Annotated in this window: 18 protein-coding genes and 1 pseudogene; 9 read left to right on the top strand and 10 right to left on the bottom strand. The window is 64.1% G+C overall.

The genetic code is table 11. From position 1 onward, the window contains the following. Nucleotides 1–6: 6 nt before the first annotated feature. From C0606_05140 to C0606_05160, 5 genes and pseudogenes are all read right to left on the bottom strand, one after another. Nucleotides 7–951, bottom strand: coding sequence for an oxidoreductase (locus tag C0606_05140; GenBank protein PLX37671.1), 945 nt, complete (start codon nt 949–951; stop codon nt 7–9). A 26-nt stretch (nt 952–977) separates the two neighbouring features. After that, the gene (locus C0606_05145; protein ID PLX37672.1) at nt 978–1820 is read right to left on the bottom strand and encodes a protocatechuate 3,4-dioxygenase; all 843 of its coding nucleotides are present in this window, start codon (nt 1818–1820) and stop codon (nt 978–980) included. After that, nucleotides 1813–2211 (bottom strand): protocatechuate 4,5-dioxygenase subunit alpha, encoded by a 399-nt coding sequence (ligA, locus tag C0606_05150; protein ID PLX38683.1) that lies wholly within the window; start codon nt 2209–2211, stop codon nt 1813–1815. The genes C0606_05145 and ligA overlap by 8 nt, the downstream gene beginning before the upstream one ends. A gap of 78 nt (nt 2212–2289) precedes the next feature. Beyond that, nucleotides 2290–3147: pseudogene (locus C0606_05155) on the bottom strand (3-hydroxyisobutyrate dehydrogenase). Nucleotides 3148–3238: 91 nt separating this feature from the next. Beyond that, nucleotides 3239–4495 (bottom strand): LysR family transcriptional regulator, encoded by a 1257-nt coding sequence (locus C0606_05160; protein ID PLX37673.1) that lies wholly within the window; start codon nt 4493–4495, stop codon nt 3239–3241. A 142-nt stretch (nt 4496–4637) separates the two neighbouring features. Here C0606_05160 and C0606_05165 point away from each other — a divergent pair, with 142 nt between their 5' ends. From C0606_05165 to C0606_05195, 7 genes are read left to right on the top strand one after another with little or no spacing between them, the layout of a single operon-like run. Continuing rightward, nucleotides 4638–5372: a PIG-L domain-containing protein gene (locus C0606_05165; protein PLX37674.1), complete on the top strand. Its 735-nt coding sequence runs from the start codon at nt 4638–4640 to the stop codon at nt 5370–5372. Next, entirely contained in the window at nt 5369–6043 is a 675-nt protein-coding gene (ligK, locus tag C0606_05170) for a 4-carboxy-4-hydroxy-2-oxoadipate aldolase/oxaloacetate decarboxylase (GenBank protein ID PLX37675.1), read from the top strand. Before C0606_05165 ends, ligK begins: the two co-directional genes overlap by 4 nt. Before the next feature lie 28 nt (nt 6044–6071). Then, a complete protein-coding gene (locus C0606_05175) occupies nt 6072–7109 on the top strand; it encodes a 4-oxalomesaconate tautomerase (GenBank protein ID PLX37676.1) in 1038 nt (345 codons plus the stop codon). Nucleotides 7110–7142: 33 nt separating this feature from the next. Further along, entirely contained in the window at nt 7143–8012 is an 870-nt protein-coding gene (locus tag C0606_05180) for a 2-pyrone-4,6-dicarboxylate hydrolase (GenBank protein ID PLX38684.1), read from the top strand. A 29-nt stretch (nt 8013–8041) separates the two neighbouring features. Then, a complete protein-coding gene (locus tag C0606_05185) occupies nt 8042–8395 on the top strand; it encodes a protocatechuate 3,4-dioxygenase (GenBank protein ID PLX37677.1) in 354 nt (117 codons plus the stop codon). Nucleotides 8396–8399: 4 nt separating this feature from the next. Continuing rightward, the gene (locus C0606_05190; GenBank protein ID PLX37678.1) at nt 8400–9239 is read left to right on the top strand and encodes a protocatechuate 3,4-dioxygenase; all 840 of its coding nucleotides are present in this window, start codon (nt 8400–8402) and stop codon (nt 9237–9239) included. Between the two features lie 58 nt (nt 9240–9297). Beyond that, nucleotides 9298–9720, top strand: coding sequence for a hypothetical protein (locus tag C0606_05195; protein ID PLX37679.1), 423 nt, complete (start codon nt 9298–9300; stop codon nt 9718–9720). 626 nt (nt 9721–10346) lie between these two features. Here the strand turns inward: C0606_05195 and C0606_05200 are convergent. The 3 genes from C0606_05200 to C0606_05210 form a co-directional block, all read right to left on the bottom strand. Next, nucleotides 10347–11561 (bottom strand): pyridine nucleotide-disulfide oxidoreductase, encoded by a 1215-nt coding sequence (locus tag C0606_05200; protein PLX37680.1) that lies wholly within the window; start codon nt 11559–11561, stop codon nt 10347–10349. Then, nucleotides 11561–11884, bottom strand: a complete 324-nt coding sequence (locus C0606_05205) for a (2Fe-2S)-binding protein (GenBank protein ID PLX37681.1) — start codon at nt 11882–11884, stop codon at nt 11561–11563. Before C0606_05205 ends, C0606_05200 begins: the two co-directional genes overlap by 1 nt. A 211-nt stretch (nt 11885–12095) precedes the next feature. Then, the gene (locus C0606_05210) at nt 12096–13259 is read right to left on the bottom strand and encodes a cytochrome P450 (GenBank protein ID PLX37682.1); all 1164 of its coding nucleotides are present in this window, start codon (nt 13257–13259) and stop codon (nt 12096–12098) included. Between the two features lie 76 nt (nt 13260–13335). Between C0606_05210 and C0606_05215 the strand changes: the two genes are divergently transcribed. Together C0606_05215 and C0606_05220 are read left to right on the top strand one after the other, a co-directional pair. Continuing rightward, on the top strand, nt 13336–14322 hold the full coding sequence (locus C0606_05215) for an AraC family transcriptional regulator (GenBank protein PLX37683.1): 987 nt from the start codon (nt 13336–13338) through the stop codon (nt 14320–14322). A 94-nt stretch (nt 14323–14416) separates the two neighbouring features. Then, nucleotides 14417–14929: a GNAT family N-acetyltransferase gene (locus tag C0606_05220; protein ID PLX37684.1), complete on the top strand. Its 513-nt coding sequence runs from the start codon at nt 14417–14419 to the stop codon at nt 14927–14929. Between the two features lie 89 nt (nt 14930–15018). On the opposite strand, the gene C0606_05225 is transcribed toward C0606_05220, so the two are convergent. Together C0606_05225 and C0606_05230 are read right to left on the bottom strand one after the other, a co-directional pair. Continuing rightward, nucleotides 15019–15390 (bottom strand): hypothetical protein, encoded by a 372-nt coding sequence (locus C0606_05225; GenBank protein PLX37685.1) that lies wholly within the window; start codon nt 15388–15390, stop codon nt 15019–15021. 79 nt (nt 15391–15469) lie between these two features. Next, the gene (locus C0606_05230) at nt 15470–17863 is read right to left on the bottom strand and encodes a cytochrome C (GenBank protein PLX38685.1); all 2394 of its coding nucleotides are present in this window, start codon (nt 17861–17863) and stop codon (nt 15470–15472) included. Nucleotides 17864–17919 lie beyond the last annotated feature (56 nt).

The following is a 17919-nucleotide window of genomic DNA, read 5'->3' on the forward strand; positions in this document are numbered from 1 at the left end:
ACCGTACTAGTCGAAGCTCTTTTCGATCCGGTCGAGGGTTTCCATCGCCGGGAGGCACTGGGCGACGGAGCTGTTCGGCTCGCGGCCTTCCTGGATGGCGGCGACGAATTCGCGGTCGATCAGCTCGATGCCGTTGTTGGACACCGCGACGCCGGTCAGGTCGATCGGGTTTTCCTTGCCGTCATAGAGATCGTCGTAACGGGCGAGATAGGTGCCGTTGTCGCAGATGTAGCGGAAGAAGGTGCCGAGCGGGCCGTCATTGTTGAACGACAGCGACAGGGTGCAGATGGCGCCCGACGGGGTTTTCATGCCGATCGCCATGTCCATGGCGATGTTCAGCTCCGGATGCATCGGGCCCTGCAGGCCGAAGGCGCGCGAGGCGGTCTCGCCGGTCTGGTACTGGAACAGGTCGACCGTGTGGCAGGCGTGGTGCCACAGCAGATGGTCGGTCCAGGAGCGCGGTTTGCCGAGCGCGTTCATGTTGGTGCGGCGGAAGAAATAGGTCTGAACGTCCATCTGCTGGATCTTCAGCTCGCCGGCCTTGATCTTGTTGTGGATCCACTGGTGGCTCGGGTTGAAGCGGCGGACGTGGCCGGCCATGGCGATGAGGCCGGTTTCCTTCTGGGTGGCGACGACGGCCTGGGAATCGGCCAGCGTGTCGGCCATCGGGATCTCGACCAGAACATGCTTGCCGGCCTTCATGCAGGCGATCGACTGATCGGCGTGCATCTGGGTCGGGGTGGCGAGGATGACCGCGTCGACGTCGTCGCGGGCAAGACTCTCGTTCAGATCGGTGGTCCAGTGGCCGACATTGCGGTTGTTGGCGAAGGCCTCGATGTCGGCCGCATTGCCGCCGACGACCGAGGTGACCTCGACGCCGTCAATCGCGGCCAGCGCGTCCATATGCTTGGTTCCGAAGGCACCGGCGGCGCCGGCAACGCAGATCTTCATCAGTCTTCTCCGTAATACGGTCTGTCTCAGGATTTGTTTTCAAGGATCAGGTGCCCGACGGCGGTGTTCGACGCCGGCACATGGTAATGGCGATGGACGCACTCGACCTCGTCGTCGAGGGCGCCGCGCATGACGAGCCACATAACGAGTTCGATGCCTTCCGAGCCCGCCTCGCGCAGATAGTCCACATGGGGCAGCGCGACGGCGGCGGCCGGATCGCCGGTCAGGTCGTCGAGGAACTTGTTGTCGAATTCCGGGTTGATCAGCCCGGCGCGTTCGGCCTGCAGCTGATGCGACATGCCGCCGGTGCCGAAGATCACCACCTTCAGGTCCTTGTCGAAGGACTCGACCGCCTTGCGGATCGCCTTGCCGAGATTGAAGCAGCGATTGCCGGTCGGAGGCGGATACTGCACCACGTTGACGGCGACCGGGATCACCGGGCACGGCCATTCCTCGGGCTGACCGAACATCAGCGACAGCGGCACGGTCAGGCCGTGATCGACTTCCATGTCGTTGACGATGGTGAGGTCGAATTCGTCGAGGATGATCTCCTGCGCCATGTGCCAGGCGAGTTCCGGGTGGCCCTTCACGACCGGCACCGGGCGCGGGCCCCAGCCCTCGTCGGCGGGCTGGTATTCGGCTGCACAGCCGAGCGCGAAGGTCGGGATGATCTCGAGCGAGAACGCCGTCGCATGGTCGTTGTAGACGACGATGACGACGTCGGGGTCGACCTCCTTGATCCACTCCCTCGACTTCTCGAAGCCGGCGAAAAGCGGCGTCCAGTAGGGATCGCCGGTGATGCCTGTGTCGATCGCGACACCGATCGCGGGGACGTGGGACATGGCAGCGCCTGCAACGATTTTAGCCATTGTTCGACCACTCCGACTTGCTGCGGTTGCCTTCGATGGAGCGGCCGCCGGCCATCATCATCGCGCGGTATTCGTCGCGGCTGACGCCGGTCATCAGCGCCGCCAGATCCTGGAAGGTGATGCCGTCGGTCGCGGCGAGCTTCGAGGTGTAATAGATGTTGCCGCCAAGGCTCAGCATGCCGTTCCAGTCGCGCTCGAGCACGGACTGGCGCTGCTCCTCGGTCATCGGGAAGCGCTCGAGATAGGCCCGCTCATCGGCCTTGAACGCCTCGCGGTTCGCCGCCTGGCGCAGCGACATGCAGAACATGTTGAGGTGATATCCCCGCCGCGACTGGTTGGCATCGAACACATAGGTGCCCGGTATGTCGTGGTAATCCTGTGATCCGGCCATCGTTTCCTCCTCGCTGGTCGGTATTCCTGTCAGACAGTCGAGGACCGCGTCGGCGCGGGCGCCGTAGTCCGGGCCCGCCTCGGCCGCATCGAGCTTCAGATCGCCGACGATCTGCTGCCACTCGACGGTCGAGCGCGCCATGCGGCCTTCAAGGCCGAGTCCATCGACGGTCAGCGCCACTTCGCGCATTTCGGCTGCGCGGCGAACGCCATGGGTCATCACCCGCTCGAGCATGTAGGCGGCGCGCTTCTTCCAGTCGAAGCCGGGGAAGGTCACGTCGAGCGAGGCGAGCACGGCTTCGTCGACGCCGGCCTTTCTCGCCGACAGCACGCATTCGACGGTGAGCGCCTCAAGCCCCTTGATCATGATCGAGCGGATCATCTTGATCGAGGACGCCGCGCCGACCGGGCCGTCGACGAGCTTCGCCTTCATGTCGAGCGCCCCGATCACCGGCATCAGGTCGGCAGCGTGCGGGCCACCGATCAGCAGCGGCGTCTTGTGCAGGGTCGGATGCACCGGCGCCATCACCGCGACGTCGACATAGCGACCACCGGCGGCCTCGACCGCTTCGGCGGCCGCGCGCTTGGTGTCCGGGGCGCAGGAATTGCAGTCGAGATAGAGCGCGCCCGGCGCGATGTGGCCGCAGGCGCTCTTCGCCGCGACAAGGGCCTGATCGGCGGTCACCACCGAGACGATGACGTCGGCATCGGAAAGCGCCTCGGCGACCGTGGCGCCACCGTCGACGTTCCACTTCGCGTAGTCGGCGCGCTTCGCGTCGCGTATCACGGCATCGGTCGCATCGGTCTTGATGTCATAGGCGGAGAGCGCCCGCGGGCGATTGTCGGCCCAGCCCTCGACGAAAGCCTGCGCGGCCTCACCGAAACCGATGAAGGCGAGTTTGGCCGGGACAGCGGCGGTCGACGATGTGCTGGTCATGGGAGTATCCAAGGGTCCGTTGCGGTCTTGACTGAGGGTGGAGATAGCATTCGATTTCAGCGAACGGAAATTGATTGCCTTCAACCCCTATTCAATTTTCGAATAGGAACGCCGGCTGATCGATGCGCGTGTGGTCGAGTGACTGGCCGGCCTTGCGCAACAGGGTGAGGAATCGCTCCTGGGTCGCGGTGGGACGCCAGTCGCGGCGCACGGTGACGCCAATCGGGCGTTCGACCAGCGGCATGTCGACATTCAGCACCGACAACAGGCCGAGGCTTTGCTCGTGCCGCACCTGATGGCCGGAGATGAAGGTCAGGCGATTGCTGCCGCACAGCAATTCACGGATCAGAATGAGCGAGCTCGCCTCGATCAGGCCATTGCGATTGAGGTGCTTGACGCCACCGAATGCCTCTTCGAACAGCTCGCGGGTCGGGGCGCCACGGCGCGGCAGAACCCAGGGATAGTCGATCAGATCGCTGACGCGGACAACCCGCTGGCGGGCAAGCGGATGCCCGGCGCGGACAACCACGGTGAGCGGGTCCTGAAACAGCGGCTCCTGCACCACATCCTCGATCGGCACGGGATCGCGCAACGCGCCGACAAGCAGATCGATTTCTCCGTGGCGCAGGGCGTGCAGCAGGTCGTCATAGGGACCATCGACGATGCTGACGCGGACATCCGGGTTGGTGCGCATCAGGGAGTTCACGGCGCTCGGCAACAGAAACGAGCGCGGCAGCGGCATGGTGCCAACGGCGATCACCGCGGTATCGAGGCCAAGCCAGCCGGCGACTTCCTCGAAACCCTGCTCGAGCTCGGCAAAGGCGAGTTTCGCATGCTGGGCAAGGGTCTGCGCGGCGCGGGTCAGCTCGATGCCGTGCCCGGTCTTGACGAACAACGCGACGCCGGCGAGCCGTTCCAGATCGCGCGCGGCGCGGTGCAGCGCGGGCTGGGAAATGCCGGCCGTTCGGGCGGCGAGGCTGAAATTGCCGGCGCCGGAAATAGCGGTCAGCGCGCGCAGTTGGGCCGCCGTCAGAAGCTGATCGAAATTGGCAAAACCCCGGCCGCCGCCCTTTTTCGAGCCGCTGCGAAGCGCCTCGCGCGCGCCGGTCTGGATATGCGCCAGCGCGCGGTCGACGCGCTCGTGGAACAGCAGCCCCGGCTCGGTCGCGTACATGCCGTCATTGCGCCGCTCGAACAGCGAGACGCCGAGCATTTCCTCCAGCTTGGCAATCGCCTGGGTGATCGCCGGCTGGGAGAGGTAGACCTGCTGCGAGGCGAGGCTGACGCTGTTCTGGCGCACCACTTCGCGAAAGGCGCGCAGGTGGCGCAGGTTCGGGATCTTCTCCACGCATCGTTCCTTTTTCCAGCCTCACGGAAATCATTATAGCAATTTCTTATATCGTGAAAGCGTCTTTGGAATGGGCAATGCCGGCGCCATCGCGGATAGTAGCCTCGAAAATGGACCTTGCTGGTCGAAGGAGAGGCATCCAATGAGCGACAAGAAGACGGCGCTGGTAGTCAGCGCACATGCGGCCGATTTCGTCTGGCGGGCGGGCGGCGCGATCGCGCTGCATCAGGAAAAGGGCTACGACGTCACCATCGTCTGCCTGTCCTATGGTGAGCGCGGCGAGTCCGCGAAGCTGTGGAAGCAGGAGGGCATGACCCTCGACCAGGTCAAGACCGCGCGGCGCATCGAGGCGGAAAACGCGGCCAAGGCGCTCGATGCCCACGACATCCAGTTCTTCGATCTCGGCGACTATCCGCTCGACTTCTCCAAGGACGCGCAGAACATGCTGGTCGACACGATCCGCAAGGTTCAGCCGGCCTTCATGATGAGCCACTCGATGTGGGACCCGTACAATACGGACCACATGAACACGACCAAGTTCGTGCTCGAATGCCGCATGATCGCGCAGGCCTGGGGCCACAATCCGGGTCAGAAGGTGCTCGGCGCGCCACAGCTCTATCTGTTCGAGCCGCACCAGACCGAGCAGATGGGCTGGAAGCCGGACGTATTCCTCGACATCACCGACGTGTGGGAGAAGAAGCGCGCGGCGATCGAGTGCATGCAGGGCCAGGAGCATCTCTGGCACTTCTACACCAATGTCGCGGAAAACCGCGGCAACCACTTCCGCCGCAATTCCGGCGGCATGGCCGGCGGCCGCAATGCGAAATACGCGGAAGGCTTCCAGTCGATCTTCCCGCGCACCGTGGACGTACTGTGATGGCCGTCGTCGTTCAGAACATCGAGCGCGCCGACAAGGACGTGATCGCCGGGCTGGCGGAATGCGGCGTGGCGACCGTTCACGAGGCGCAGGGACGCAAGGGGTTGCTCGCCTCCTACATGCGGCCGATCTATCCCCGCGCCCGCATCGCGGCGTCTGCTGTCACCATCTCCGCCCCTCCGGGCGATAACTGGATGGTGCATGTGGCGATCGAGCAGGTGCAGGCCGGCGACATTCTGGTGCTCGCCCCGACCAGCCCGTGCGAGGACGGCTATTTCGGCTACCTTCTCGCGACCTCGATGCAGGCGCGCAGCGGCGTCGGGCTGATCATCGATGCGGGCGTGCGCGACACGCGCGACCTCACCGACATGAACTTCCCGGTGTGGTCGAAGGCGGTTTTTGCGCAGGGCACCGTCAAGGAGACGCTCGGTTCGGTCAACGTGCCGGTGGTCTGCGCCGGCGAACTGGTCAATCCGGGCGACGTGATCGTTGCCGACGATGACGGCGTGTGCGTGGTGCGCCGCGAGGAAGCCGCCGACGTGCTGGCCAAGGCGCGCGACCGCGAGGCCAAGGAAGAGGACAAGCGGCGCCGGCTGGCGGCCGGTGAACTCGGCCTCGACATCTACAACATGCGCCCGCGGCTCGCCGAAAAGGGCCTGAAATATGTCTAGCGCGACGCCGCCCAAAGCCATTCGCTGCATGTGGATGCGGGGCGGCACCTCGAAGGGCGGCTATTTCGTCGGCGACGAATTGCCGACGGACATCGCCGAGCGGGACCAGTTCCTGCTCGATGTGATGGGCTCGCCCGATCCGCGCCAGATCGACGGTATGGGCGGCGCCGATCCGCTGACCTCCAAGGTCGGCGTGGTCCGCCGGTCCGAACGTGAAGGCGTCGACGTCGACTACCTGTTCCTGCAGGTCTTCGTCGATCAGGCGATCGTTACCGACGCGCAGAACTGCGGCAACATCCTCGCCGGCATCGGCCCGTTCGCCATCGAGCGCGGGCTGGTCGAGGCAGAGGACGGCGAAACCACCGTCTCGATCTTCATGGAGAACACCGGACAGGTCGCGGTCGCGCGGGTCTCTACCCCCGGCGGTGTCGTTTCCTATCGCGGCGAGGCCAAGATCGACGGTGTGCCGGGGACGGCCGCGGCTGTTCCGATCGAGTTCCAGGACGTCGCCGGATCGAGCTGCGGCGCGCTGCTGCCGACCGGCAATGCGGTCGACGTCATCGACGGCATCGAGGTTACGCTGATCGACAACGGCATGCCGACTGTCGTCATGCGGGCGAGCGACATGGGCATTACCGGCACCGAGACCCGCGAGGAGCTCGAGGCCAACGAGGCGCTGCGCGCCAGGCTCGAAGCGATCCGGCTGAAGGCCGGCCCGATGATGAATCTCGGCGACGTCGAGAAGAAGACCGTGCCGAAGATGAGCATGGTCAGCGCGCCGAAAAACGGCGGCGCGATATCTACCCGCACCTTCATTCCGCATCGCTGTCACGCCTCGATCGGCGTGCTCGGCGCGGTCAGCGTCGCCACCGCCTGCCTGCTGCCTGGCTCACCGGCGGCGGCGCTGGCGTCGATCCCTGATGGACCGCGAAAGACGCTGTCGATCGAACACCCGATCGGCGAGTCCTCCGTGATCCTCGATGTTGCCGAGGACGGCACGGTGGGTGCGGCCGCGGTGCTGCGCACGGCGCGCAAACTGTTCGACGGCGTGGTGTTCGGCCGATAGCGGCGCGCTGCAAGAAAACGAGTAACGATGATGATGGACCCGGATTACCTGCCCTTTCACCCGAACCCGTCGAAGCCGGCCTATCAGCCGCCGGCGGGCGCGGTCGACGCCCATTGCCATGTGTTCGGGCCCGGCGACGTGTTCCCCTATGCGCCGGAGCGCAAATACACGCCGTGCGATGCGTCGAAGGAACAGCTCTTCGCGCTGCGCGATTTCCTCGGCTTCGACAAGAACGTCATCGTCCAGGCGTCGTGCCACGGGCGCGACAACGCCGCGCTCATCGACGCGCTGAAGACCGCTGGCGAGAAGGCACGCGGTATCGCCGTGGTGCGGCCCGATATCGAGGAAGCCGAACTTCGCGACATGCACGAGGCGGGTGTGCGCGGCGTGCGCTTCAACTTCGTCAAGCGGCTCGTTGATGCAACGCCGAAAGAGGTCTTCCTCGGCATCGCCGACAAGATCGCCAAGCTCGGCTGGCACATCGTCGTCTATTTCGAGGCGCCGGACCTCGCCGATCTGACGCCGTTCGTGAAGCAGCTGCCGACGACCATCGTCGTCGACCATATGGGCCGGCCGGACGTCACCAAGGGCGTCGATCACCCAGACTTCCAACGCTTCGTCGACCTTCTCGGCGAGAACGAGAACATCTGGACCAAGGTGAGCTGCCCCGAGCGGCTGACCGTTGCCGGTCCGCCCTATGACGACGTCGTGCCCTATGCGCGGCACCTCGTCGACAGCTTCCCCGACCGCGTGTTGTGGGGAACCGACTGGCCGCATCCGAACATGAAATCGCACATGCCGGACGACGGCCACCTCGTCGACCAGATCCCGAAGATCGCGGTCGACCAAGAAAAGCGCCAGGCCCTCCTGGTCGATAATCCGATGCGCCTCTACTGGGCGTAACGCAAGGAAACGCAAAAGGAAGCGGTCACATGAACACGGATCTCAGGCAGGAGCCGATACCCGGCACGCCGATCTTCGACGGCGAGCAGGCCATGAAGGGCTATGCGCTCAACAAGATGTGCTACTCGTTCAACAAGGCTGACGCGCGCGAGGAATTCCTCGCCGACGAGGAGGCCTATTTCGACAAGTTCGGTCTCAACGAAGAGCAGAAGGAAGCGATGCGGAACAAGAACGTTCTGCAGATGATCGCGGCCGGCGGCAACATCTACTACCTGGCGAAATTCGCCGGCATTTTCGGCCTCAACGTTCAGGACGTCGGCGCACAGCAGACTGGCAAGACGGTTGAGGAATTCAAGGAAATGCTGCTGCGGGCGGGAGACTGAGATCATGGCACAGGTTGTTGGCGGACTGACCACGTCCCACATCCCGGCAATCGGCGGCGCCATTGCCAAGGAACTGTTCACCGACCCGTACTGGAAGCCGTTCTTCGACGGCTATCCGCCGGTGCGCGACTGGCTCGACGAGGTCAAGCCGGACGTCGCGATCGTGATCTACAATGATCACGGGCTGAACTTCTTCCTCGACAAGATACCGACCTTCGCGGTCGGAGCGGCGCCGGAATATCGCAACGAGGACGAGGGCTGGGGCATTCCGACGATCCCGCCGTTCGCCGGCGATCCGGCATTCTCCTGGCACGTCATTAACAGCCTGGCGGGCGAGGAATTCGACCTCACCACCTGCCAGGAAATGGCCGTCGACCACGGCTTCACAGTGCCGATGCAGCTGTTCTGGCCGGAGCGCAAGAACATGCCGAAGGCGATCCCGATCGCGGTCAACACGGTGCAGCATCCGATCCCGACGCCGGCGCGCTGCTACAAGATGGGCCTCGCGCTGCATCGCGCCATTACCTCCTATCCGGAGGATCTGAAGGTCGTAGTGCTCGGCACCGGCGGGCTGTCGCATCAGCTCGACGGCGAGCGGGCCGGCTTCATCAACAAGGAGTTCGACCTGATGTGCATGGAGCAGCTCGTCGACAACGCCGAAGAGCTGGCGAAGATGTCGACGCACGAGCTGATCCGGCAGGCGGGCGCTCAGGGCACCGAATTCATCATGTGGCTGATGATGCGCGCCGCGCTCGGCCCGAAGGTGAAGAAGCTGCACCAGAACTATCACATCCCGATTTCCAATACCGGATCGGGTCTGTTGCTGCTGGAGGCCGCGGCCTGAGCGGCGGGACGTACCGCTTGAAGGGTTGCGCCGGAGTGCGTGTCAGGAAAGACCAGATATGATCGACCTGATTAATCAGACATCGCTGACGCTGGAGAGCGCGAGAGTGCTCGCCGGCGAGGCGCTCCGCCAGGCGAAGGCCATTGGCAAATGCATGCACGTTACGATCGTGGATGCGGCAGGCCATGTGCTCGTCTATCAGCGGATGCCCGGCGCGCCCTACCCCGGACGGGAATTTTCCGAGAAAAAGGCCTACACCGCGGTCAGCTTCAAGAAGTCGACTGCGGTGTGGAAAGACCGGCTGGCAGAAAACCCGCATCTCGCCGCCGGCCTCAGCCAGCATCCGGACGTGGCGATGATCGGCGGTGGACTGCCGATCACCATCGACGGCGCGGTCGTCGGCGCCATCGGCATCGCCGGCGGCCTCGAAGAGGACGATATTACCGTCGCCGAGGCGACGCTGGAGGCGTTCGGGCTTTAGGTTTGCCGATTGCGTGGCGGCATCGCCGACGCATTTTGGCCGGACCGCAGTGCCGCTTCCCTCTCCCTCGTCATCCTCCGGCTCGACCGGAGGATCGGGTGCTGCAGGCACGTCGTCCGAGAGTGAAAGCAACGCCTGGCGAAGCCGGCGCAGCGCCAGACAACACATCATCATGCGCGTCGATAGCGATCCTCCGGTCGAGCCGGAGGATGACGCAGAATGTCGGTTTGACGACGGCCCGCCGTCCCGTTGACATACCGTGTCGCGAGGGGCAATGGCCCCCCCGCTCACGGCCGGGGTGACGGGGAGTGGTTGGGGCGAGGCAACGCTTGTGGATCGGCACGGCGTTTCATAGGCGAAAACCCTCTCCGTCGTCATCCTCCGGCTCGACCGGAGGATCGGGTGCAACAGGCACGCCTTGCGAGAGTGAAAGCAACGCCTGGCGAAGCCGGCGCAGCGCCAGACAACACATCATCATGCGCGTCGATAGCGATCCTCCGGTCGAGCCGGAGGATGACGTGAGTATGTGGGACAGAGGACGTGCGAGCTTCGGGCTCTGCCCGCCCGCAAGGCTGCACGCCAACCCAAAGAAGCCCGGGGGAAATGTTCCACCGGGCTTTTTGTCTCTACAGCAGCGACTTCAGCGGGAAATCGGGGTCGGCGGCCTGATCCGGCGTCGGGCCGGCACCTGCGGCGAGCAACTTGCGCGCCATGATGTAGTCGGCGCCCTTGTTGACCGCATCGATGGCGCGGAACGTCCCGTCGCGGAAATGGAAGATCGAGAAGCGCTGGCTTTCCATGTCACCGCGCAGCACCTGCTGATCGCTGCCCTGCGACAGGCCGGCCATTTGCAGCTTCAGATCGAACTGATCGGACCAGAACCACGGCACGGCGTCGTAGGGCTTTTGCTTGCCGACGATGGCGGCCGCGACGCTGCGCGCCTGATCGGCGGCGTTCTGCACCGATTCAAGCCGGATGCGGGCGTCCGCGAAGGGGTGCTCATAGGCGGCGCAATCGCCGGCGGAATAGACGGCGGGGTCCGAGGTGCGGCCGTGATCGTCGACGACGATGCCGTTGTCGCAATGAATGCCGGCGGCTTCGGCCAGCTCCACATTCGGGATGACGCCGATGCCGACGACGACGAGATCGCACCGTACCTCGCCGCCATCGGCGAGTACCACGGCTTCGATACGGCCATCCTTGCCGGCAAACTCGGCGACGCCCGCACCGCAGCGGATGTCGACGCCGTGCGCCTGGTGAACGCCGGCATAGAACTCCGACAGCATCGGCGGCGCGACGCGGGCGAGCACCCGGTCCATCGCCTCAAATACGGTCGCCTTCTTGCCGAGCTTGGAGGCCACAGCCGCGAACTCCAGCCCGATGAAACCGGCGCCGACAACGGCGACATGCTCGGCGTCGGCGAGCCGGCGTTCGATGCGGTCGATATCGGCGAGGGTCTTGAGATAGAACACGCCGTCGAGATCGGCGCCCGGCACCGGAATCTGACGCACGCGCGCGCCGGTCGCTAGCACCAGATGGTCGTAGGCAAGGCCGCTGCCATCGCCGAGCGCGACGGTTTTTGCCGCGCGGTCGAAGGCGGCAACGCCGGTCGACAGCTTCAGGTCGATGCCGTTCTGGCCGTAGAAGTCATCGGCGCGGAATTTCAGCCGTTCGGCATCGGAATCGCCGAGCAGATAGGCCTTCGACAAGGGTGGGCGCTGGTAAGGGGGATGGGACTCCTCGCCGATCAGGGTGATCGGGCCTTCATAGCCCTCCTGACGCAACGAATCCGCACACTGGAAACCGGCCTGACCGGCTCCGACGATGACCACTCCGACCATCAGCTCTGTTCCTCGGGCAGGCGCACCACAAGGCCGTCGAGACTGCCGGACACCTTGATCTGACAGCCGAGACGACTGTTCGCGGTGCGCGTCGATACGGTGAATTCCAGCATGTCGTTCTCGGCTTCCGCCATCGCGCCGACTTTGTCAAGCCAGGCATCGTCGACATAGACGTGACACGTTGCGCAGGCGCAGGAGCCGCCGCATTCGCCCTCAATTCCGGCGACGTTGTTGAGCGTCGCGGCCTGCATCAGCGTCCAGCCTTCGGGCGCCTCGACCTCGGTTTTTGTGCCGTCGTGGGCGATATAGGTGATCCTGGGCATCAGCCGTCCTTCCCCCAAGGGTTTTCTTGCCGCGCGGACCCTCATCCGGCGGCATTCGGAGTTGTTTTCGTTGTAAAATCGGGCAGCACTGTGCCCGCCGGCATGAAAACCGGCGGGCATGGTGCGCTGCGTCTGGAGCCCATCGCGCCCCAAGGCTTTCTGGGGCATGTTGTTTGTCGCAAAACCGGAATCCACTTTTGCGCAACATGCTCTACAGGATGCGGATGTCGAGCTTCAGCGGGCTGCGGAAGGTCGTCGACGGCATCCACGGGAGTTCCTCGTCGACCCGCTCGAAATCCGGGAAGCGGGTGAGGAATTCCTCGAACGCGATCTTCATCGCGAGACGCGCGATCGCCGTTCCGAGACAGGCATGCACACCGCCGCCGAAGCCGAGATGGCCGCGCGGCTTGCGGGTGATGTCGTAGACGTCCGGGTTCGGGAAACGGCGTTCGTCGCGATTGCCCGCGCCATAGGCGAGGCAGACGAAATCGCCGGCCTTCATCGTCTGGCCGTGCAACTCGGTGTCCTTGGCGAGGCAGCGGCGGAAGCGCTGTGCCGAGGTGTTGAAGCGCAGGCTTTCCTCGATCGCATCGGGGATCAGCGAGAGATCGGCAGCGAGCGCCTTGCGGGCCTCGGGATGGTCGGCGAGGTTGAGCGCGAACATGGTCATGAAGCCGGAGAGCGATTCCACGCCGGCCATGATCAGCGTCGTCACCGTCATCTGCACTTCGCGGTCGAGCAGCTTCTCGCCGTCGATCTCGGCCAGGATGAACTGGCTCAGAAGATCCTCGCCGGGGTTCTTCTTGCGCTCCTCGACGAGGCGGGCGGCATAGTCGCTCATCCACTCGAAGGCGGCGATGTGCTCGGGGCCCTTCTGGCGGCTGACCGGGTCGGACTGTACCATCAGCACCGCCTTGTCGCGGACCTCGTTGCGGCCCTCATCCGGCAGGTTGAACAGATAGAACAGCAGGTCGACCGTCATCTTCGACGAGAAACCAGTGACGAAGTCGAACATCGACTGGCCCTCGAGCGCGGCGATATGGGCCTTCGCCGCCGCACGCGCCGGCTCGATGATGTGGTCGAGGGCGCGCTTCGTCACCGCCATCTGGATCAGCGAGCGCAGCCGGTCGTGACGCGGGGGATCGGTGGTGCCGAGCGTGGCGCCGGCGCGGTTCGGGAGCTCGTCCATCAGGTTTCCCTTGGCGGACGAATAGGTCTCCCAGTTGTTCAACGCGGCGAGAATGTCATCGTAGCGGGACAGGATCCACATATTCGCGTCCTCGCTCCAGAAGCAGGGATGTTCGTCCCGGAGCGTCTTGTAATATGGGAACGGGTCCGCATCGACCGCCGGGGAATAGGGATCGAACCGGAACATGGACTTAACCTCCTTCTAATATACGTTTTGTCTTTGTTGTTGGCGGGCAGTTTATGGCCGACCGATCGTTCAAGGAATGGACCTATCGCTCTTCTCCTTGTACTTTTGGAACATCTTTGTCCCCTGGAGCCCGGCGATGCCCGCGACCGAAATCTCCCGCTTCACGCTCTATCGCGACCCCAATACGGCCGACGATCCGGAGTTCGTGCATATCGAGGACATCGGCGCGCGCTCGCGACTGTACGAATGGCAGATCACGCCGCACCGCCACACCGGCATGTTCCAGATCGTGTTCGTGCGCGAGGGCGGCGCGACGGTGCGGCTCGACGAGCGCACCGCGGAGCTGAAGGCGCCGGCTGCCGTGACGGTGCCGAGCGGCGTGGTGCACAGCTTCGTTTTCGAGCCGGAAACGCTCGGCCATGTGGTGACGGTCTCGCAGGTGCTGCTGGTCGATGCCCGCTACCGGCGCAGTCGCAAGCTGCTCGACCCGCTCTATCGCGCGCCGCTCACGCTTGATTTCTCGGACGCGCCGGACCAGCGCGACATCGTCGCCCGGACGCTCGAACAGATGCATGCCGAGTTCCTGTGGCCGCAGCTTGGGCGCTCGTCGATGTTCGAATGGCAGTTGCGCATCCTTTTGATGACGCTGCGTCGCCAGCTCGAGCGGATCTCGGCACCGCAATCGGAGCCGGGGTCCCGCAGCGAGACCTTCGCCCGACTGCGCGAGCTTATCGAGGATCAATATCGCCAGCACTGGAGCATTGCCGACTATGCCGAGGCGCTCGGTATCAGCCGGGTTCAGCTCAACCGGCTGGCGCGCTCGTTCGCCGACAAAAGCGTGCTCGACCTGATCCAGGACCGGCTGCTGCTCGAAGCCCAGCGCCACCTCACCTACACCTCGGCGAGCGCGGCCGAGATCGCCTATGAGCTCGGCTTTCAGGACCCGGCCTATTTCTCGCGCGTGTTCAAGCGGCGGACGGGAGCGACGCCGGGTGAGTTCCGCCGTTCAAGCCGCGCGGCGACCACCCCGGAACCTGCCCGCGAGGCAGCCGAAACCAGATAGGCGCCCTGCTTCCGCTGCGGGTTTTTCGCCGCTCTATTCCAGCCTATGATCCGCACCGCCGGACAGGTCCGGTACGAAAAGACGGGATTTCCGAATGAGCAAAGATGCGATCATCCGTCTGGCCGAGGCCGACGACGCCGAGGCCATTCACGCCATGCTGGAGGCGCTGGCCGGCTATATCGGCGCGGAAACGAAGATGGTCGCCTCGGCTGCAGATCTGCGCCGTTTCGGTTTCGGCGAACATCCCGCCTTCGAGGCTTTGATTGCCGAAAGCGACGGCGAAGCCCTCGGGCTCTGCCTGTGGTTCCCGACCTTTTCGACCTGGCGCGGCCGGCCCGGCGTCTATGTGCAGGACCTCTACGTTTCGGACCATGCGCGCGGCATGGGGCTCGGCCGGCGTTTGCTGGCCGCAGCGGCCGAACGGGGGCGCCAAATCGGCGCGACCCATCTCCGGCTTGCCGTCGATCACGACAATTCCGACGCCAAGGCCGCCTACCGGCGGATCGGCCTCGTCCACATCGAGGAAGACCACATCTTCCAGATCTCCGACGGCCCCTTCGACGATCTGGCCGGGGGTAGCGAGAGCCTCAAGGCGGCGGCCCAATAAAAAACCGGCGACCGCAAGGCCGCCGGTGCAAGTCGGGCTTTGGGATCGGCGGCGCGTCCAGGAATGCGCCGCTAAATTTTCGTTGCGTGCTATTTCGCTCCGCAGGCGAATTTCGCCTTCAGCGTACCCATCAGCGCTTCGGCTGCGGGCATGGTGCGGCGGCTGTATTTCTCGTTGATCCAGCGCATGTAGGCCCAGCGGACCTCGTCGGCCAGATTGTCCTCGGGCAGGCAGATGCCAGAGGCATCGCCAACAGCGCCGGTGAACTTCAGCGCCCCGACATAGCCGAGGATATACTGTTCGCATTCGAGCTCGGCCGTTTCGCCCCAGCGGGCGTCGTTGTCGGCTTCCATGCACGGCGCCAGCAACTGGCCTGCCGAATAGTCCTCGGCCTGGGCTGCGGTGCCAAGAGCCAGAACCAGGGCTGCGGCACCGATCGTCGTGATCTTCAGCTTGAGCATGGGTCTTGTCTCCCTCGCTCGGTTGAAAGGAAAGAAAGGCGGGGCGGCCAACAGCGACCGCCCCTTCCCGGTGTCGCGGTTACTTGGCGCTCTTCTCCTTGGCATAGGCGTTGAGCACCTTGTTCATGACTTCCTGATGCTGGTCGTTGTTGACGAACCCAGGTGTGTTCACCTTCGACCAGAGGTCTTCGTTGGTCATGTTCTGGTGGCAGCCCATGCAAAGGCCCGTGCGCTCCATCTTTTCGCGCATATCCTGCGGCAGCGGACCCGTCAGCGGCCAATGCGAGCCGATGGTGACGAGCTGCTTGCCGTCCCGCGTGATGATCTGCGACAGGTCGTGATCAAGCGTCGGGACAGGTTGCGACTGGAGCTGGGTCTTCTGCGGAATGGTTTCGCCCAGAGCGGTTTCGAGATCGACGGTGAAGCCCTTCTCGTAACCCTTCATGAAGCGACCATCCGAGATGCCGTAGCCAAGCGCCTTCGGATTGTCGTGGCAGCTCTCACATGTGCGGGCTTCACGACCGGCCGTGTGCGGCTGGACGGCGGCATGGTCAAGACCCTTGGTGCCGCCGGCGTCAGGCGTCATCCAGGTTTCGTTATGGGCGACAGTCTTGCCGTCCTTGTCGATAACCGTGGTGATGACCTGGCAACCAGGCATCAGCGGGCTGACGCGACCTTCGCCATTGATGCCAAGCGTCGGTTCTTCCCAACGCAGGTACGAGCGGGTCTCGGAGACTTTGCCCGCGGACTTCAGGCCGTTTGTGCCCAGCTTGTTGTCCTCGGTCAGGCCATCGGGGCCGCGCGAGTTGGCGTTGTTGATCCAGTCGACGTCGGTCTTGCCTTCAGAGTAATCGACGGTGATGTGGCAGCCGTAGCACTGCGGAGCCCAGTCCGCGTGGCAGGCGTAGCATTCCATCGATTCCATGTGCTTGCCGACATTCATCATGGCGACCTGAGCGTTCAGGTTCTTCCAGGTCTTGTCGGTGGCGATCTGCTTGAGCACCGGGATCTCGAAGTCGAGGCCGGAAGCCGAATGCAGGACCACTTTCTTGCCGCTCTTGACGACGTTACCGAGCGGGTTGCCGCGGGCACTCAGGAGATACCCGTCTTCGGCTTCATACTCGGTGGCGAACGCCATGAAGTCCGGCAGTTCGTCAGCAAGGCCGCGACCCTTGTCGCCGATGTCCTTGGCATGCTCTTCGGCATAACCGAGCGGCAGTTCCCAAGGATATTTCGACACGGTGCCGTGGCAGTCTTCGCACTCGATCTCGACCTGCGCCAGCGTGGTACCCGGCAGGTTGCCGTCGCCGTGCATGTCGATCGAGGTGTGGCAGTCCTGGCACAGAAGTCCGCCTTCCGGATTGCCCGGCCGGCTCTGCTTCTGATGGTGCAGATCGTCCTTGATGAAGACGTAGTTCTTGGTGTGCAGCTTGGGCTGCTTGCCACCCTTTTCATCGTACGGCGACCCGTACGGGAACTCCATGATGCCCTGATAGCTCACGCCAATCCGCTTGCCGCGGTTGTGGCACGAGTTGCAGGTCTCGGCCGGAATACCCGAATACTCGATATCGCCATGCTTGATCTTGGTCTTGCGGGTCGACTGCATGCGGTGGGTAAGCAGCTTGCCCGGCTGATCCTTGGCGATCGTCGGATCCTTGCCCTCATAGAAGCCGTCGTTCGAATAGGGAACGTGGCACGACGAGCAGCCCGAACCGCGATAGTCGCCGCGTTTCTCACGACCGGTCACACCGACATGGCAGCGCTGGCACTGCTGGCGCGAGTAAGTGATACCGGCGAGATTCGGATGTTCGGAGATCGAGTCGACATCGACGGCCGGAACCTGCTCGACTTCGGTCGGCATCTGATCCGGATGATCGGCGATGAACTTCTCCATGTAGTCCTTGTACGCCTCGGTACCGACGGTCGGCCGCGGGCCGTCCTCGTCCTTGATGGCGTAGTTGGCCCAGACGACCTTGTGGTCCTTCTGGACGCCCCAGGACCACAAATTGCCCTGCAGCTTGCCGGCTTCGGTGTTCATCAGCGACTTCGAGAGACGCTCGGCATAGCCTTCGTGGCACTGGCCGCACGCTTTTTCCGCCGCGCCCCAGATCGCGCCAGGGTCGGAGTAGAACATGTGCGGGCCGCCCGCTTCGGTCAGCGCCTTGGGCGCGCCGCTGTGGGCCTCGTCGGCCGTGGTTGCGCTCGGGTTGCCGCCATGACAGACGACACAGCCACCCGGGTCGCTGTAGTCATGACCCATCGCTTCGATGGTGTCCTGCATCGGACCGTCGGAGAAACGCTCGATGCCCTCGTGACAGGACATGCAGCCTTTTTCCTTGGCCAGTTCGGACGTCACCGTCATGACTTCCTTCGGCTCCTCAGCCTTCGGCTCTTCCGCCGCGAATGAGGGGCCCGCAACAAGCCATGCAGCCGTCCCGAGTATTGCGAGTAGTTTTTTCACGGTTGCCTCCATCGGCATGGCCCCCGAACCGTCGACAAGACGGCCGCCAAGAGCCGATTCCACCAATC

It is taken from the genome of Hyphomicrobiales bacterium (assembly GCA_002869065.1).
GTDB lineage: Bacteria > Pseudomonadota > Alphaproteobacteria > Rhizobiales > Rhodobiaceae > Rhodobium.

Excerpts from the sequence above, each read along its gene's own strand:
- ligA (PLX38683.1), bottom strand. The coding sequence starts at position 2,211 with ATGGCCGGATCACAGGATTACCACGACATACCGGGCACCTATGTGTTC.
- C0606_05145 (PLX37672.1), bottom strand. The coding sequence starts at position 1,820 with ATGGCTAAAATCGTTGCAGGCGCTGCCATGTCCCACGTCCCCGCGATC.
- C0606_05195 (PLX37679.1), top strand. The coding sequence starts at position 9,298 with ATGATCGACCTGATTAATCAGACATCGCTGACGCTGGAGAGCGCGAGA.
- C0606_05205 (PLX37681.1), bottom strand. The coding sequence starts at position 11,884 with ATGCCCAGGATCACCTATATCGCCCACGACGGCACAAAAACCGAGGTC.
- C0606_05185 (PLX37677.1), top strand. The coding sequence starts at position 8,042 with ATGAACACGGATCTCAGGCAGGAGCCGATACCCGGCACGCCGATCTTC.
- C0606_05215 (PLX37683.1), top strand. The coding sequence starts at position 13,336 with ATGGACCTATCGCTCTTCTCCTTGTACTTTTGGAACATCTTTGTCCCC.
- C0606_05190 (PLX37678.1), top strand. The coding sequence starts at position 8,400 with ATGGCACAGGTTGTTGGCGGACTGACCACGTCCCACATCCCGGCAATC.
- C0606_05210 (PLX37682.1), bottom strand. The coding sequence starts at position 13,259 with ATGTTCCGGTTCGATCCCTATTCCCCGGCGGTCGATGCGGACCCGTTC.
- C0606_05165 (PLX37674.1), top strand. The coding sequence starts at position 4,638 with ATGAGCGACAAGAAGACGGCGCTGGTAGTCAGCGCACATGCGGCCGAT.
- C0606_05140 (PLX37671.1), bottom strand. The coding sequence starts at position 951 with ATGAAGATCTGCGTTGCCGGCGCCGCCGGTGCCTTCGGAACCAAGCAT.
- C0606_05230 (PLX38685.1), bottom strand. The coding sequence starts at position 17,863 with ATGGAGGCAACCGTGAAAAAACTACTCGCAATACTCGGGACGGCTGCA.
- C0606_05225 (PLX37685.1), bottom strand. The coding sequence starts at position 15,390 with ATGCTCAAGCTGAAGATCACGACGATCGGTGCCGCAGCCCTGGTTCTG.
- C0606_05175 (PLX37676.1), top strand. The coding sequence starts at position 6,072 with ATGTGGATGCGGGGCGGCACCTCGAAGGGCGGCTATTTCGTCGGCGAC.
- C0606_05200 (PLX37680.1), bottom strand. The coding sequence starts at position 11,561 with ATGGTCGGAGTGGTCATCGTCGGAGCCGGTCAGGCCGGTTTCCAGTGT.
- C0606_05180 (PLX38684.1), top strand. The coding sequence starts at position 7,143 with ATGGACCCGGATTACCTGCCCTTTCACCCGAACCCGTCGAAGCCGGCC.
- C0606_05220 (PLX37684.1), top strand. The coding sequence starts at position 14,417 with ATGAGCAAAGATGCGATCATCCGTCTGGCCGAGGCCGACGACGCCGAG.